Source organism: Desulfobulbus sp. (genome assembly GCF_031547805.1).
Classification (GTDB): domain Bacteria; phylum Desulfobacterota; class Desulfobulbia; order Desulfobulbales; family Desulfobulbaceae; genus Desulfobulbus.
In genome coordinates this window covers 143,025-158,638 of sequence record NZ_JAVBRQ010000020.1, presented here as the reverse complement: position 1 = coordinate 158,638, position 15,614 = coordinate 143,025, and the positions used below count along the sequence as shown (strand labels likewise).

13 protein-coding genes are annotated in these 15,614 nt (G+C 64.9%); 2 read left to right on the top strand and 11 right to left on the bottom strand.

The genetic code is table 11. The features are described from left to right. Window positions 1–15: 15 nt before the first annotated feature. The 3 genes from RMR13_RS07905 to RMR13_RS07895 all read right to left on the bottom strand — a co-directional run bounded on the left by RMR13_RS07905 (window position 16) and on the right by RMR13_RS07895 (window position 4,652). The gene (locus RMR13_RS07905; protein WP_310600098.1) at window positions 16–2,172 is read right to left on the bottom strand and encodes a diguanylate cyclase; all 2,157 of its coding nucleotides are present in this window, start codon (window positions 2,170–2,172) and stop codon (window positions 16–18) included. A 124-nt stretch (window positions 2,173–2,296) separates the two neighbouring features. Beyond that, window positions 2,297–3,706 (bottom strand): ATP-binding cassette domain-containing protein, encoded by a 1,410-nt coding sequence (locus tag RMR13_RS07900; RefSeq protein ID WP_310600097.1) that lies wholly within the window; start codon window positions 3,704–3,706, stop codon window positions 2,297–2,299. After that, the gene (locus tag RMR13_RS07895; protein WP_310600096.1) at window positions 3,699–4,652 is read right to left on the bottom strand and encodes an aldo/keto reductase; all 954 of its coding nucleotides are present in this window, start codon (window positions 4,650–4,652) and stop codon (window positions 3,699–3,701) included. The genes RMR13_RS07900 and RMR13_RS07895 overlap by 8 nt, the downstream gene beginning before the upstream one ends. A 285-nt stretch (window positions 4,653–4,937) precedes the next feature. Between RMR13_RS07895 and RMR13_RS07890 the strand changes: the two genes are divergently transcribed. Both RMR13_RS07890 and RMR13_RS07885 read left to right on the top strand, forming a co-directional pair. Beyond that, entirely contained in the window at window positions 4,938–6,314 is a 1,377-nt protein-coding gene (locus tag RMR13_RS07890) for a diguanylate cyclase (RefSeq protein ID WP_310600095.1), read from the top strand. Between the two features lie 130 nt (window positions 6,315–6,444). After that, on the top strand, window positions 6,445–7,731 hold the full coding sequence (locus RMR13_RS07885; protein ID WP_310600094.1) for an O-acetylhomoserine aminocarboxypropyltransferase/cysteine synthase family protein: 1,287 nt from the start codon (window positions 6,445–6,447) through the stop codon (window positions 7,729–7,731). 4 nt (window positions 7,732–7,735) lie between these two features. On the opposite strand, the gene RMR13_RS07880 is transcribed toward RMR13_RS07885, so the two are convergent. The 8 genes from RMR13_RS07880 to RMR13_RS07845 all read right to left on the bottom strand — a co-directional run bounded on the left by RMR13_RS07880 (window position 7,736) and on the right by RMR13_RS07845 (window position 15,511). After that, window positions 7,736–8,686, bottom strand: a complete 951-nt coding sequence (locus tag RMR13_RS07880; protein ID WP_310600093.1) for a hypothetical protein — start codon at window positions 8,684–8,686, stop codon at window positions 7,736–7,738. Between the two features lie 199 nt (window positions 8,687–8,885). Then, complete coding sequence (gene lipA, locus RMR13_RS07875; RefSeq protein WP_310600092.1) at window positions 8,886–9,773, bottom strand: lipoyl synthase; 888 nt, start codon at window positions 9,771–9,773, stop codon at window positions 8,886–8,888. Beyond that, entirely contained in the window at window positions 9,770–10,471 is a 702-nt protein-coding gene (gene lipB / locus RMR13_RS07870) for a lipoyl(octanoyl) transferase LipB (RefSeq protein WP_310600091.1), read from the bottom strand. The genes lipA and lipB overlap by 4 nt, the downstream gene beginning before the upstream one ends. Window positions 10,472–10,495: 24 nt before the next feature. Further along, window positions 10,496–11,974, bottom strand: a complete 1,479-nt coding sequence (gene gcvPB / locus RMR13_RS07865; protein WP_310600090.1) for an aminomethyl-transferring glycine dehydrogenase subunit GcvPB — start codon at window positions 11,972–11,974, stop codon at window positions 10,496–10,498. Further along, on the bottom strand, window positions 11,971–13,305 hold the full coding sequence (gene gcvPA / locus RMR13_RS07860; RefSeq protein ID WP_310600089.1) for an aminomethyl-transferring glycine dehydrogenase subunit GcvPA: 1,335 nt from the start codon (window positions 13,303–13,305) through the stop codon (window positions 11,971–11,973). Before gcvPA ends, gcvPB begins: the two co-directional genes overlap by 4 nt. A 3-nt stretch (window positions 13,306–13,308) precedes the next feature. Continuing rightward, on the bottom strand, window positions 13,309–13,704 hold the full coding sequence (gcvH, locus tag RMR13_RS07855) for a glycine cleavage system protein GcvH (RefSeq protein ID WP_310600088.1): 396 nt from the start codon (window positions 13,702–13,704) through the stop codon (window positions 13,309–13,311). A gap of 23 nt (window positions 13,705–13,727) precedes the next feature. Then, the gene (locus tag RMR13_RS07850; protein WP_310600087.1) at window positions 13,728–15,017 is read right to left on the bottom strand and encodes an aminomethyltransferase family protein; all 1,290 of its coding nucleotides are present in this window, start codon (window positions 15,015–15,017) and stop codon (window positions 13,728–13,730) included. A gap of 17 nt (window positions 15,018–15,034) precedes the next feature. Next, entirely contained in the window at window positions 15,035–15,511 is a 477-nt protein-coding gene (locus RMR13_RS07845; RefSeq protein ID WP_310600086.1) for an Lrp/AsnC family transcriptional regulator, read from the bottom strand. Between the last annotated feature and the right edge of the window lie 103 nt (window positions 15,512–15,614).

Genomic DNA, 15,614 nt, shown 5'->3' with positions numbered 1-15,614 from the left:
GATTTCTCCTGCGTTCTATGAGGGGTTTGCCGCGGCCGCCGCCGGGCCGGGCCGCGAGCCCGCCAAGCCGTCGGGCGCCGTCCACATCTCCCGGCTGAACCGGACGCAGCGGTTGCGGCCTTCGGTCTTGGCCCGGTAAAGGGCGATATCGGCGTATTTAATACAACTCCAGAGCGTGTCGGTGTCAAGGGGGAATTCGCTCACCCCGAGGCTGATGGTGGTCTGGATGACCGCTTCCGGCAGCTTGACCGTCAATTGCTCAATGTGCACCCGGATCTTTTCGGCGATGCGCAAGGTTTCGTTCCGGCTGACATCCAGGAGCACGATCAAAAATTCCTCCCCCCCGAACCGGATGACGATATCCGCTTCCCGCACGGACTGCTTGATGACCTGGGCCGTTGCCCTGAGAACGACATCGCCGGCCTGGTGGCCGTAAGTGTCGTTGACCTGCTTGAAGAAGTCGAGGTCGCACATGATCAGGCCGATCGACTTGCCCCGACGCAGAACGCCGGCCACGATTTTCTCCGTATATTCCTGAAGGTAGCGTCGGTTGTGCATGCCGGTCTGGTCGTCGATCAGGGCGGTGTCGCGCAGGGAGCGCATCAAGCGCTTGGTTTCGATGACGGCCAGCGATTCATTGATGTACTCTTCCGCCTTGGAGACCCGGTCGGCAGCGGCGGGTCCGGTTTCGAACACGAACATCACCACCGCCACGGTGGCGCCGCCGGCAACAATGGGATGGCAATGGTGGCCCGTGCCGTCCGGGCCGGTGAATTGCCGGCAGACGGCCGGAAAGTGGACCGAGGACACGACGTGGCCGATGCGGTTGGCTTTGCACAATTCGCACCGCTCGAGAATTTCCGGGTTGCAGAAGAGCGCGGCCGAGCCCTCCTCCTGCTCGGGGTAGGTCAGGAGCATGGTCTTCTTTTCGGCGGCGACCTGGAAGATGAAGCAGTGCGCAAGCCCCAGTTTCCGGGTGAAGACCTCGCCCATGCACAGATAGACATCCTCCAGGTTGCCTTCCTCCTCGATCGCCTTCTTGAAGTTGGCGATGTTGTGGAGCGACTCCATCAGACTGTTGAATTTTTCCGAGAGAATGCCGATTTCGTCGTTGGAGGTGACCTCGATGCGTTTGGACAGGGCCGTGCGGCCCTTGCCCTGGGCGATGTCCTCGAGGCCCCGGATGACGGTATTCAAGGGGCGGGTCAGGGAGGTGGCGGCCACGAAGATGATCGCGCAGGTCACCATGATCGAAAACAGGATGATCAGGCCGATGCTGTTGCGCAGCGACAGGACGCCGGCAAGGAATTCGTCGGCGTTCTGGGTGGCGGCCACGCTCCAGCCCTTGCCCTTGACCGGGGCGAATCCGGCCACCTTGCGGATGCCCTTGAAGACATAGGATTCCGCCCCGGCCCGTCCGTCGATCATTGCCTGGGCCATGTTCGCCATGGCTGGTATCTTTAAAAGGTCGAGCTTGAGGATGTTCTTCTCGTCCGGATGGGCGATGATGATGCCGTTCTGGTTGACCATGAAGCAATAGCCGGTCTCCCCGATCTTCCTCTTGACGATCATGTCGGTGATGACCGGGGCCTTGAGCAAGGTGCCGACAACCCCGAGAAAAAGCCCGTTTTCCGTGAAGATCGGCGCGCAGATCATCATCACCGGTTCATGGGTGGACAGGGAGAACGCGATTTCGCCGGAAGCCGGTTTCCTGGTTGTCCGGGCCTCGATGAAACAGGGATGCTCGGGAATGTGCCAGGCTGTCAGGCTTTCGCCGGCCTCCATGGCTTCGGCAAAAGGCATGCCGGCGGCATCGGTAAGGAAAATGCCGGCATAGTTGGTGTTGAGCAGCTCGAACCGTTTCTTGATATCCTGGCGGATCAGCCTGAGCGCCTCGGCGGTCCCGCCGTTACCCTTGGCGCTGATCGCCTCAGCGGCGTTCCGGACCTGGGTGCGGGCGGCAAAGGCGGCGGTGAATTTCATCTCGCCCTCGAGGGTGGCCTCGACCTGCATGGCGGTCCCCTCGGCGATGAACTGCTCGTTGGTCCGGCTCAGCAGGGACACCGCCTTGGTGGAATCGGTGATGGCGACATAGCCGCAGATCGCCATGGGAATGAGCGCCGCCAGGATGCCGCCGACGATGAGTTTGAAACGGATCGATGCGAAAAACATGGGGCTCCTTGAGGCGCGTTCGGTAGATCCGGCACTCAGCGGCCGGCCGGGTGCAAGCGCGTCGGCGCGGGAAGCGGGGACCTCGCCTCCGGCTGCCGGGTGTTCGGGCGCCGCCAGCCCGTGTTCATCCGAACCGGACATGTTGCCGGAAAAAGTCCCGGTACTCGTCCGGGCGGTGGCTGACGTAGACGATGGTGGCCAGTTGCTCGCCGGCGATCCCAGCCAGAAAATCGAGCAGTGCCATGCGATTGGGCTCGTCGAGCCCCAGGGTCGGCTCGTCGAGGAGCAGCAGCTGCGGCGACTTGATCAGCGCCCGGGCCAGCAGCAGCAGCCGTTGCTCGCCGTAATTCATCTGGCGGAAGGGCTGCTGTGCCTTGTGGGCCAGGCCGAGGCGTTCCAGCCAGCGGCGGCCGAGCCGCAACTGCGCCTCGCTGGGGTGGGTGTAGAGCCCGATCGAATCGAACAGCCCGGAAACGACGATGGCAAGCCCGCTGCCGGCCACGCGGTGGTTGCGGTGGAGGTCCGGGCTGAGAATCCCCATGCGTCGTTTCAGCTCCCAGATGGATTCGCCGCTGCCGCGCCGTTGGCCGAACAGGGCCAGATCGTTGGCGTAGCACAGCGGGTGGTCGCCGCAGATGAGCTGCAGCAGGGTCGATTTGCCGCAGCCGTTGGGGCCGGTGATCAGGGTGTGGTCGCCCCGGCCGATGTCCAGGTCAAGGCCGGTGAAGACCTCGACCTCGCCGTAGCGGGCAAAACCCGAACGCAGGGAGACCAGGTTGGAGTCGTCGGCTGCTTCCGCTTGTCCGCGGTCTTGGCGGAAGTCCTCCACCGTCACTCGGAAGAGCGGCGGTTGGCTGGCCAGACAGGCGGTCACCTCGGCCAGGACCTCGGTCCTAGGTCCCTGGGCGGCGATGGTGCCGACGCGGAAGGCCGCGAGGTGAGTGCACCAGTCCGGGATGTCGGCACTGTTGCTGACCAGGATGAGCAGCCCCAGCCCCCGGTCCCGCAGGCCGGCCAGCACCCGGTCCAGTTCCACCCGACTGGTCTTGTCGAGCCCCTCGTAGGGATTTTCCAGGATCAGCCGGCCGACGCCCCCGGTGATCTGCTGGAGCAGGCAGAGTTTCCGCTCCTGGCCGGAACTCAACTGGCGATAGCCCCGGTCGAGCAGGTCGGAGAAGGCGAACAGCTCGATCAGCCGGCGATGTCGGTCGATGTCGGTGAGGAAGGCGCGGGCCGGGGTGCCGGGGTCGAGCCGGTCGAGATAGTCGGTGTCGTCTTTGCGGAGCTCGGCCTCGAAAATCGACTGTTGCCGCTTGAACGACAGCACGCCGATGTCCGGCGGCAGGCTCAGCTTCCTGGCGCGAAAGTCGATTTTTTCCCCGGCAATGATCTCGCAGAACTGTTCGATGCCCGAACCGTTGCCGCCGACCAGGCACCAGGCCTCTCCGGGGGCCATGGTGAAGCGGTCGATCCGCAGGCCGTCGGCAGCAAGCTGCCTGATCGTCAAGCTGCCTTTTCGGCCCTGCTCATTCATCCCAGATCGCTGCCACGGTGTAGGGGGATTGCGGTCCGGTGAAGAACGAGCCGTCGACAAAGCGATACCCCCGGTCGAGCGCGGCGATCGCCGCCATGTCCCGGTCGTCGAGCCGCACCTCGGCGGCGGCAAGGTTTTGCCGCAACCGTTCCGGATTGACCGATTTGGGGATGACCACGGTCTGGCGCGCCAGGGCCCAGGCCAGCAAAACTTGCGCCGGCGTGATCCCGTGCCGGGCCGCCACCTGGAGAATCACCGGGTTGTCGAGCAGGGTCGGTTCGTCAGCCTTTTTCATGGCGGCCGGCCGGTCGCCGGAGCCGAGCGGTGAGAAGGCCGTGACCAATATGTTGTTTTGTTTGCAGAAATCGAGGGTGGCCCGTTGTTGCAGGTAGGGATGGAGTTCGACCTGATTCATCTCTGGGCGGATGGTGGCCCGACGGCACAGGGCCTCCAGCTTGGCGACGCTGAAATTGCAGACGCCGATATGGCGGACCAGCCCCGCGGCGACGCAGGCTTCCATGGCTTTCCAGGTTTCGGCGATCGGCAGGTCGGCCAGCGGGATGAATTCTTCCTTTTTGCGGGCAAAAAGCACGCCCGGGGCAAAGGCCACCGGCCAATGGATGAGAAAGAGGTCGAGATAGTCGGTGCGCAGGTCGGCCAGCGTTTGCTCAAGGGCCGGCCGGACCCGTTCCGGGGCGTGGGCGTTGTTCCACAGTTTCGAGGTCAGCCAAAGATCGCCGCGGGCGACCGTGCCGGTGCCGATGGCCTCGGCGACGGCCCGGCCGACTTCCGGTTCGTTCTGATAGATGGGGGCGCAGTCGATATGGCGGTAGCCCGCGGCCAACGCCTCCGCGACCGCCGCCTGGACCGTGCCGGGCGATGATTTCCAGGTGCCGAGTCCGAGTGCGGGGAGGGTGTCCCCATTACTGAAGGAAAACGAGAGCATAGTGATTCTCCTGGTGGTCCGCCGGAGCTGTGAAGTCCGGTCGGAGGCGCTGGTCGCGCCGGGTTGGCGGCAAGGCATGCGGGCCCGAGAAACCGGTACGCAAAGGTGACGTCAAAATAAAAAGCCGAAGCTAAACCGTCAAATGGAGATTACACTTCAGCCATGGTATATTCATTATTAATTATCTGTGGCAATTTCGTCCCCGGAGAGAGGAGGGGGCTTGAAAACATCTGTAAAACGGCGTGAACGAACTGATCGCCACAATGGGGCAGACAGGGCGCGACCATGACGGAGAACATGTTGGCGGACAAAGCAAAAGAACGAGGCAACGAGACAGGGAGGCAAACAGTGGTGGTGGTGGACGACAGTTCCACCGTCCGAACCGTGATCCAGAGAGAATTGCGCGCCGCCGGATACGAGGTCGTCACCTTCAGCGACGGCCTGGAGGCCCTGTCGTCGCTTCGTTGGATGAGCAGGCTGCCCGAAATGCTCATTTTGGATATCGACATGCCGAGGATGGACGGCTTTGCCTGCTGCGAGCAGCTGCGGGCCATGGAGGCCCAGGGCGTGTTCGAGGAAAAGGACGCCCGGATTCCGGTGCTTTTCGTCTCCGCCAACGACAGCTTCGACAACCGCAGCCGCTGCTTTCATCTCGGCAGCCTGGAATTCATCTCCAAGCCCTTTGCCCGGGGCGAAATCGCCGTCGCGGTCAGCAAGGTACTCAGGCCGAAAAACACCTTTGCCGACATGACCGCCCTCATCGTCGACGACAAAACGTCCCTGCGGAAGATGGTCCGGTTCTGCCTGGAACAGATCGGGTTGAAGATCCTCGAGGCGGAAGATGGCCGTCAGGCCTTCGAACTCATCAAGGACAGCCGGGTCGAGGTGGATCTGGTCATCGTCGATTTCGAGATGCCGGTCATGCGCGGCGACGAGTTCATCCACCTGACCCGCCAGCGTCCCGAAACCGAGCACCTGCCCATGATCTCCCTCAGCGCCACCAGCGAATCCCAGGCGATTTTGCGGATGTTCCGGGCCGGGGCCACCGATTACCTGGTCAAGCCGTTCATCGCCGAGGAACTGCTGGCCCGGGTCCAGGTGCATCTCAACCTGCGCCGCCACATGCGCCACTTGGAGGAGATGAACCGGAACCTGTACGACAAGGCGGTCAACGACGCCTTGACCGGGCTGCGCAACCGGCGGTATTTTCAGGAAGCCTTCGAGGAAATGTTCGTCCGGGCGCAGCGCTCCCAATGCGATTTCTGCTGCCTGTTTTTCGATCTCGACCATTTCAAGGCGGTCAACGACACCTGCGGCCACGATTTCGGCGACTATGTCCTGAAAACCATCGGCACCTTGATGAAAAAGAACGTCCGTCGGGGTGACTTGGCCGCCCGGTTCGGCGGCGAGGAGTTTGTGGTGGCGCTCCCGAACACCCACCTGGAGCAGGCCCGTTTTTTTGCCGAGCGCATGCGGAGCATCGTCGAAAAGCACCGGTTCAGCGACCAGGGACGGGAATGGGCGGTCACGGTCAGCATCGGGGTTGCCTCGCTCAACGATCACTGCCCGACCTCGTCGAAGAGCATGCTGCAACTGGCCGACAAGTCGCTTTACCTGGCCAAGGGCTCCGGCCGCAATCGGGTGATTTGCAGCCCGTATTGAGGCCAACCCCGGTTGTGCTGCGGGCCGTCCCCGTTTTCCGCCGCGAAGCAATCCCGCGCTGTTGCGCGCAAAAACAAGCGCATTCCCCGGCGATGGGCGCAATTCCGCCCGGTTGCCATGGAGGTGGCAGATGACAGAACCAAAGAAATCGTGGGGGTTTGCCACCCGGCAACTCCATTCCGGCCAACCCGTCGATCCGGCGACCGGCAGCAGGGCGCTGCCGCTGTACCAGACGACCTCCTACCGCTTCCGCGACTCGGCCCACGCCGCCGACCTGTTCGCGCTCAAGGAGGCGGGCAATATCTACACCCGGATCATGAATCCGACCACCGAGGTGCTTGAGCGGCGGGTGGCGGACCTGGAAGGCGGAATCGGCGGGCTGGCAGCGGCCAGCGGTCATGGCGCCCAGACCCTGGCCTTTCTGACCCTCTGCCGGGCCGGCGACCATATCGTTTCCAGCAGCAGCCTCTACGGCGGCACCTACAACCAGCTGCGCTACACTCTGCCACGGCTGGGGATCGAGGTCAGCTTCGCCGATCCGGCCGAGCCGGATTCCTTCCAGCAGGCCATCCGGCCTAACACCCGGCTGGTCTACGGCGAAACCCTGGGCAACCCCGGCTTGATCGTCTTTCCTTTCGAGGAGGTCGGCGCCATTGCCCGGGCGCACCGGCTGCCCCTGATGATCGACAACACCCTGGCCACCCCCTACCTGTGCCGGCCGATCGAATGGGGCGCCGCCATCGTCAGCCACAGCACCACCAAATTCCTCAACGGCCACGGGACCTGCATCGGCGGCCTCTTGGTGGACGCGGGCACCTTTGCCTGGGATTCCGGCCGATTTGCCGACTTCACCGAACCGGACCCCTCCTACCACGGCCTGGTCTACAGCAGCCTCGGCCCACCCGCCTTCATCGTCAAGGCCAGGGTGCAGATGCTGCGGGATTTGGGGATCTCCGCCTCGCCCTTCAACAGCTGGCTGACCGTGCAGGGGATCGAAACCCTGGACCTGCGCATGCAGCGGCATGTGGCCAATACCCTGGCCGTGGCCCGCTTTCTGCGGGAACACCGCCAGGCGGCCTGGGTATCCTATCCCGGCTTGGCCGATCATCCCAGTCACCAGCGGGCGCTCAAGTATCTGCCCGAAGGGGCGGGGGCTGTGCTCACCTTCGGCATCGAGGGCGGACGGGAAGCGGGGCAGCGATTCATCGACCGGCTTCAGCTGTTCAGCCACGTGGCCAATGTCGGCGATGCCAAGAGTTTGGCCATCCATCCGGCCAGCACCACCCACGGCCAACTGAGCGAGGACGAACTGCGGCAGGCCGGGGTGACGCCGGATATGGTGCGGTTGAGCGTGGGGCTTGAGGATGCCGAGGACCTGTTGTGGGATCTGGATCAGGCCCTCGACCGGGCGGGGTGAACCGTCAGCGGAAGGTCGACTGGGTGCAGTTCGGGGAGGAGACCTGGCAGCCGTCGCTGCTGTCGAGGCCGGGAATCAGGGATTGGCCGGCAGGCGGCGCCAGGGAGCCCGGCCGTGGCGCGCCGGCCGCGGTCGGGTCGGGCAGGCTGAGAGCGGCCAGCACTGCGGTTTCGCCCCGGCGGATGTTCCAGCCGTCCGGCGTTTTGGTCATCAATACCGGAATTTCCTTGATCCCCAGGGAGGTCAGCAGGGCCTTGTTGAGTTCCGGCGCGTAGGCGGGGTTGATCGTGGCATTGTCCAGGCCGATGGAGTTGACCCGGTCGATGGGGTTGAAATGCACGGTGACCCGGCCGTTGGTTTGCAGCGAGGCGATCACCTTCTCGCAGTGGGCGCAGGTCGAGGCATAGAAAAGGTAGTGCTCGGGATACTTGGTCACGCCCGGCCGGCTGGCGAAGACGCCGGCGGTAAAGGCCTGGCGGCCGACGGCAGGCTGGTACAGGTCCAGACTGGCAAAGGCCAGGGCCACGGTGGCCGCGACCAGGGCACCCGCCAGGATCTGTCGGAGGCCGAGCAGGCAGCTGAGCAGGACGATAAATCCGAGGATGGTCAGGCAATAGGCGCAGAAGGTGTGGGCCGCCAGGTATTGAAAACTGGTCAGGACCGCCTCCACCCCGAGGGCGGCCAGCAACAGGTACGGCACAAAGGCCGGGAGCCGCCGCCGCTCGCCCTTTGCGGCCCGCAGGCTCCAGTAGATGGTCTGAAAAAAGAACAATCCCACCGCATTGAAGACCAGGGGCGGCACCTTGGTCATCTTTTCCACAATCTTGCAGCCCTCGTTCAGACAAAACGGCGTGCCCTGATACAGGGTGAAGCCGATCTGCCCAGCGACCAGCAGGCTGGCGGCCAGGGCGAGAAACTGGCCGAACTGGAGCGCTCTGTCTTTTCTTTTCAGCATGGTGTTCCGGAAGTTGAGGCCATCGAACATTGCGCCAAAGCGTACAAAGACGCCGCGATGGGCCAAGGCACAGGAGGCCTATAATGCTTCATTCTCCCTGAAGTGTCAACCTTCCTCATGGACGCCTCGGGGGGTGCGGCCGGGCGTGGCTGTCCTCTGAAAAAGAAGCTCGGATGGTTTGTCGAAGGGCTCGAGGCGCTCAGGCGGAGTGCGTCACCCGCCGGTAGAGGGTCTCCGCCTGGTAGGAGCTGCGGACAAAGGGGGCCGCGGCCACCGCCCCGAAACCCGCGGCCAGGGCCAGAGTCTCGAGGGTTTCGAATTCGTCCGGCGGCAGGAAGCGAACCACCGGCAGATGGTGGCGCGAGGGCTGGAGGTACTGGCCGATAGTGAGGATGTCGCAGCCGGTTTGGCGCAGATCGGCAAACAGCCCGGCCAGTTCTGCAGTCGTTTCGCCCAGCCCCACCATGATGCCGCATTTGCGGACAATCGATGGCGCCAGGCTGCCGGCGCGCCGCAGCATCTCCAGGCTACGGCGGTAATCGGCCTCGGGACGAACGGTCGGATAGAGCCGGGCCACGGTCTCGAGATTGTGGTTGAGCACGTCCGGCCGGGCATTGAGCACTATTTTCAAGGCATCGGCATCGCCCTGCAAGTCGGGGATCAGCACCTCGACCAGGGTGTGGGGATTGGCTTGGCGTATCGCCCGGATGGTGGCGGCGAAATGGGCGGCACCGCCGTCGGCCAAGTCGTCGCGGGTCACCGAGGTGAGGACGCAGAAACTCAGGCCCATGGCGCGTACCGCCGCCACCACCCGGTCCGGCTCTTGGGGATCGGGCGGCCCCTGCGGGCCATGGCCGATGGCGCAGAACCGGCAGGCGCGGCTGCAGCGGTCGCCCAGGATCATGAAGGTGGCGGTGCCCTTGGCAAAGCATTCGAACTGGTTGGGGCACATGGCCTCCTGGCAGACCGTGTGCAGGCATTGGTCTTTAATCAGGGAGCGAATTCGTTCGTACTGGGGGCCGGTGGGCAGGGCGCGGCGCAGCCAGTGGGGTTTGGCCTGTTTGGCTTGGATGGGCTTGACGGTCATGGCAGGGTTGGCGGCAAAGGGAAGTCGGCGTAGAACAAATCGCGGTCGAGCGGACGCGGATCGACCGCGAACAGCTCGGCCAGGTGGCGCGGCATCCGGGCCTTGACCCCGGCCATGGCGCACCGGCAGCCTTCGCGCGCCAGCGAGGTCACTCCGATGCCGGCCAGGCCGCAGGGATTGATCCAGGCAAAGGGTTCCAGGTCGGGATCGACATTGAGCGCCAGTCCGTGGAAGGCAATGCCGTGGCGAATGGCGATGCCGATGCTGCCCAGTTTGTTGTCGCCCACCCATACCCCGTGGTTGCGCGGGTCACGGCCGGCAACGACGCCGCAATCCGCGGCCAGTCGCAGCATCAGTTCCTCCAGCAGATGGACGTAGTCGTGCAGGCCCAGCCGACGGCGGCGCAGATCGAGGATCGGGTAGACCACCAGTTGGCCCGGTCCGTGGTAGGTGATTTCGCCGCCGCGCTCCACCGTCACCACCTCGATGCCCCTGGCCCGAAGGAAATGCTCGTCCACCCCCAGGTGCGCCCGGCTGCCGTGCCGGCCCAGGGTATAGACCGGCGGATGCTCGACCAGGAGAAACAGGTCATGGGGCAACCCGCCCTGCCGCCGCCGCTCCGCCAGGGCGAGCTGGAGCGCGTGCGCGGCAGGGTAGGCTACCAGGCCGAGGTCGCAGACGGCTGCCGTACTGCTCATGGTCCGCACGTGCCAGGGGGCGATTCAGGCCGCCGACGGTCCGGTCAGACAGGGACAGCGGGCGGCCTGCACCTCGTCGAGCCGCCGCACCTTGGTCCGCTGCGGGGCCTGGCGCAGCAGGTCCGGCTGTTCCTCCGCTTCCCGGACAATGGTCCTGAGCGCGGCGATGAACTGGTCGAGGTCGTCTTTGCATTCGGTCTCGGTGGGTTCGATCATCAGGGCCCCGTGTACCACCAGCGGGAAATAGATGGTCGGCGGATGATAGCCGTAGTCGATCAGCCGCTTGGCCATGTCGAGGGTGGTGATCTTCTGCGCCTGCTGCTTGAGGTCGGAGAAGACGCATTCGTGCATGCAGGGCCGGTCGTAGGGCAGGTGGAGGACATCCTTCAGCCGCTCCTTGACGTAGTTGGCGTTGAGCACCGCCAGTTGGCTGGCACGCTTCAGGCCGGCCTCGCCCATGCTGAGGATGTAGCTGTAGGCCCGGACCAGGACCCCGAAATTGCCGTGGAAGGCGTGGATGCGACCTACCGACAGCGGCCGGTCGCTGTCCAGGCGATAGCGGTCGCCTTCCTTGACGACGCGGGGCACGGGCAGGAAGGGTTCGAGCTCGCCGGTCACGCAGACCGGGCCCGCGCCGGGGCCGCCGCCGCCGTGCGGGGTGGAGAAGGTCTTGTGCAGGTTGAGGTGCAGCACGTCGATGCCGCAGCGCTTGGCATCCATCACCCCGAGCACCGCGTTCATGTTGGCGCCGTCGCCGTACACCAGGCCGCCCTTGGCGTGGACGATGGCGGCGATCTCGCGGATGCGCTCCTCGAACAGGCCCAGGGTGTTGGGATTGGTGAGCATGATGCCCGCGGTTTCCTCGTCCATCAGTTCGGCCACCAGGGCCGGATCGAGCATGCCCTGTTCGTCGGACTTGACCGCCACCGCCTGGTAGCCGCACAGGGCGGCGGAGGCCGGGTTGGTGCCGTGGGCCGTGTCCGGGATGAGGATCTTGTGGCGCTGGGCCCCGCGGTGGCGGTGCCAGGCATGGAAAACGAGCATGCCGGTCAGCTCGCCGTGGGCCCCGGCCGCCGGCTGGAGGGAGACGGCGTCCAGGCCGGTAATGGCGGCCAGGTAGGTCTGCAACTCGTGCAAAAGCCGCAGGGTGCCCTGGCACAGCTCGTCGGCCAGCATCGGATGGGCGGCGGCGATGGCCGGGGTGGCGGCCTGGCGTTCGTTGGTCTTGGGATTGTACTTCATGGTGCAGGAACCGAGCGGGTACATGCCGCTATCCACCCCGAAGTTCCACTGCGACAGCCGGGTGTAATGGCGGACCACGTCGACTTCGCTCAGGTCGGGGAAGTCGGCGGGCTCACCCACAAGCCCCGCATCGATGGCGGCGGCCGGCACCTCGCCGGCGGGGATCGACATGCCCGTCCGGCCCTTCTTGCCCTTGTGCCAAAGCAGGGGCTCGTTGAGAATCAGGCCGCCGGTGCCCGGAAATTCGTTGGTCGTGCTCATGCGGCCACCTCCGCTGCGATGATGTCCATGGTTTTCTTGTCGATGGTCTCGGTAACGCAGAACAGGTAGCGTCCGGCCAGTTCCGGATAGAGAGCGCCCAACTCCAGGCCGGCGACGATGTTTTTGGCCAAAAGCCGCTCGCGTGCCGGCCGGAAATCGGCGGCGAATTCGACCACGAACTCGTTGAAGGTCGGACCGGCGAACACGATCCTGGCCCCGGCCCGAACCAGCAGCCCCTTGAGATATTCGGCGCGATCATAATTGAGCCGGGCCAGTTGCCTCAGGCCGGTGCCGCCCAGGGAGGCCATGTAGATGGCCGCGGTGAGGGCGCAGAGGCCCTGGTTCGAGCAGATGTTGGAGGTGGCCTTTTCCCTGCGGATGTGCTGCTCGCGGGTGGCCAGGGTCAGCACGTAGCCGCGCCGGCCCTCGGCATCCTTGGTCTCGCCGACCAGCCGCCCCGGCAGGTTGCGGGTGAAGGGGGCCTTGCAGCCGAACATTCCCAGGTAGGGGCCGCCGAAGGAGCGGGACAGGCCGAAACTCTGGCCCTCGCCGCAGACGATGTCCGCGCCGCAGGCGCCCGGATTCTTGAACAGACCGTAGGCCAGCGGCTCGGTGAAAGCGGCGACCAACAGCGCATCCGCCTGATGAATGGTAGTTGCGGCGCTGTCCAGATCCTCGATCACCCCGAAGAAGTTGGGCGATTGCAGGGCCACGGCGGCCAGGTCGCCGTGGGCGGCAAGCCCGTCCAGGTCGGTGCGGCCGCTGGCAAGGGTGTCCAGTTCGACGATCTCGAAGCCGGCGGGCTGGAGATAGGCCCGCACTACGGCGCGGTAATGGGGATGGATGGCCTTGGCCACCGCCACCCGCCTTTTTTTCTTGGCGATCCGCAGGGCCATCAGCAGGGCTTCGGCCAGGGCCGAGGCGCCGTCATACATGGAGGCGTTGACCACGTCCACCCCGAGCAGGCGGGCGGTCAGGGTCTGGTATTCGAAAATGGCCTGCAGGGTGCCCTGGGCCATTTCCGGCTGATAGGGGGTGTAGGAGGTGAGGAATTCGGAACGGCCGGCCAGGGCACGGACGGTCTCCGGGACATGGTGATGATAGCTGCCGGCCCCCACCAAAACCGCTGTCTGCTCGTCCACCCCCATGGAGGCGGCCAGGGCGCGGAGGTGGTCGTTCAACTCCCATTCGCTGCGGGGCGCGGGCAGGTCCCAGGGGCGGGCCATGCGGCAGTCGGTCGGTACCGAGGCGAACAGCTCGTCAAGCCCGGCCGCGCCGACCGTGGCCAGCATGGCGTCGATTTCCTCGGGGGTGTGCGGTAGATAGCGCATGGCCTAGCCCCTGAGCAGCTGCAGATAGCCGGCGGCGTCGTGCAATTGCTCGTATTCGCCGGGATCGGAGGGCTTGATCTCGACCAACCAGCTGGCATAGGGCTGCTGGTTGATCAATTCCGGGGCGTCGGTCAGGGCGATGTTGACCGCGATCACCTGGCCCGAGATGGGCATGTACAACTCGGACACCGCCTTGACCGATTCCAGGGTGCCGAACTCGTCGCCCTTGGCAAAGCTGTCACCGACGGCCGGCAGCTCGACAAAGACAATGTCGCCCATCTGGTCCTGGGCATAGTCGCTGACCCCGACCAAAACGGTGTCGCCGGCGGGTTTGGCCCATTCGTGGTCGTCGGTGTAGCGGATGTCGTCCGGCAGGTTCAACTCGTCGATTTCTTTCATGAACGTTCTCCTTTATGTCAGCATTACGCCAGCATGGCGGTCAGGGGGGTACGGGCGGTGCGGTCCGGCCGGATTTGGTCGCGGATCTCCACTTTGAGGGTGCGCTTGCCGTCGGTGAGCAGGATTTCGGTGCCGGGCGGCAGGGGGGCATCGAGCCGGACAAAACCGCAGCAGAGGCCGCGCGGCGCAAACGATTCGGGGCGGCCGCCCGCCACCGGGGTGGCGATGCCGACCAGGGCGCCATTGACCCGGTCGATGGCCATGTCGGTGGTGCAGGTGAGCACGGTACCCAGCGGAGTGCCGTCGAGCGCGGTCGCCCGGCTGCCCTCGCCAAGGGCAATCTTGCGCGGGTCGAAACCGGCAAAGGCCAGGGTGCAGGGGGCCGACCGGGCCGCCCGTATCGCCCGGCCGCCGATGAATTCCTTGGTGAAGCCGCCGCCGTCCTCGTTCCAGGGCAGGACGAACAGCCAGGGGTTGCAGGCAAAGAGCCAGGGGCCGATGTCCTGGTGGGACAGCGGCAGGCCGGCGCCCGCCCGCAGGGAGTCGCGGGCCGCGAGGCCGCAGGGCAAAAGCCCTTCGGGAGCCCCGGCCTCCAGCAGCATCTGCCAGAGGCGCACGGCGTGCTCGGGGGCAACGAACAGCTCAAAACCGAATTCGCCGGTATAGCCGGTGCGCGACACCAGAATCGGCGTGCCGTCGAGAAGGGTTACCGGTTCGCCGGCCAGGAGTTGCGGAGCAAAGGTGCCCTTGAAGGAAAAATAGACCATCCGGTCGAAGACCCGATCCGGGTCGCGCAGGATCCGGGCCAGAATCCTGGGCGCGGCCGGGCCCTGCAGATCCATCTTGCCGATGGCGTCGGTGTGGTCCTCGATCCTGGCGTCGGGATTGTCCTGGTTGTGTTGCCGCAGGTGGGCGGCGATCGGGTCGCCCATGGCGGCGTTGACCACCAGCAGGTAGTCGTGTTCGCCGCATTGGGAGACGATGGCGTCGTCCAGCACCCCGCCGGCGTCGTCAAGGAAAACCCCGTAGACGCAGCGGCCGGGCACCAGCGGGGTCTTGCGCGCGCCGATGCAGCAATCCAGATCCTTGGAAAAGCAGCGTTGCAGCAGCGGCCGCACCGCCGGGCCGCGCAGGGTCAGCACTGCCATGTGGCTGGTGTCGAACAGGCCGGCGGCCGCGATCGGGGCCAGATGCTCGGCCTTGGCCCCGGCCGGATACCAAAGCGGCATCTCGTAGCCGCCGAAGGCGGCCATCTTGGCGCCGTGGCCGACATGCCAGGCATGCAGCGGCGTGGTTTTCAAGGGCATTGCCATGGGAGTCTCCTTGGATTTTATTCGTTTGCCGCCGCCGTTGCCGGCACGGGTTCGCCGGCCAGGGGAACCTTGAGGTTGAAACTCTTGTAGACCACGAAGGTCTCGACCGAGCGCAGGTTGTCGATGGTGGCCACTTCCTGGGTGAAGAATTCGAGCAGGCCGAAGTCCTTGCTGAGCATGGCGGTGACGATCAGATCGAATTGGCCGGTAACCACGCAAACCGAGATCACGCCGCGTAGCCTGCTGAATTCCTCGCCTTTTTTGACCAGATCCATTTCCTTGACCCGCACCCCGACCATGATGATCTGTCGATCGGGCATGACCTCGGGATTCACCAGGCCGCCGATGGACAGCACCCCTTCGTCGATCAGCTTCTTGACCCGGGAGCGGACCGTGCCTTCGGCCAGCGACAGCTCCTCGGCGATCTTGCTGAACGGGGTCCTGCCGTCCTTGAGCAGGGCGATGATGGCGAGGTTGGTGGCGTCGATCTGCATGGCGGAACAGGAAATCGGAGAATTATTGGGATCGCCATTCGAGGCTAAAGAAAAACGACGGTTCTGTCAATGGCGATATGATGTTTTGCCGAATCCGGCAAAT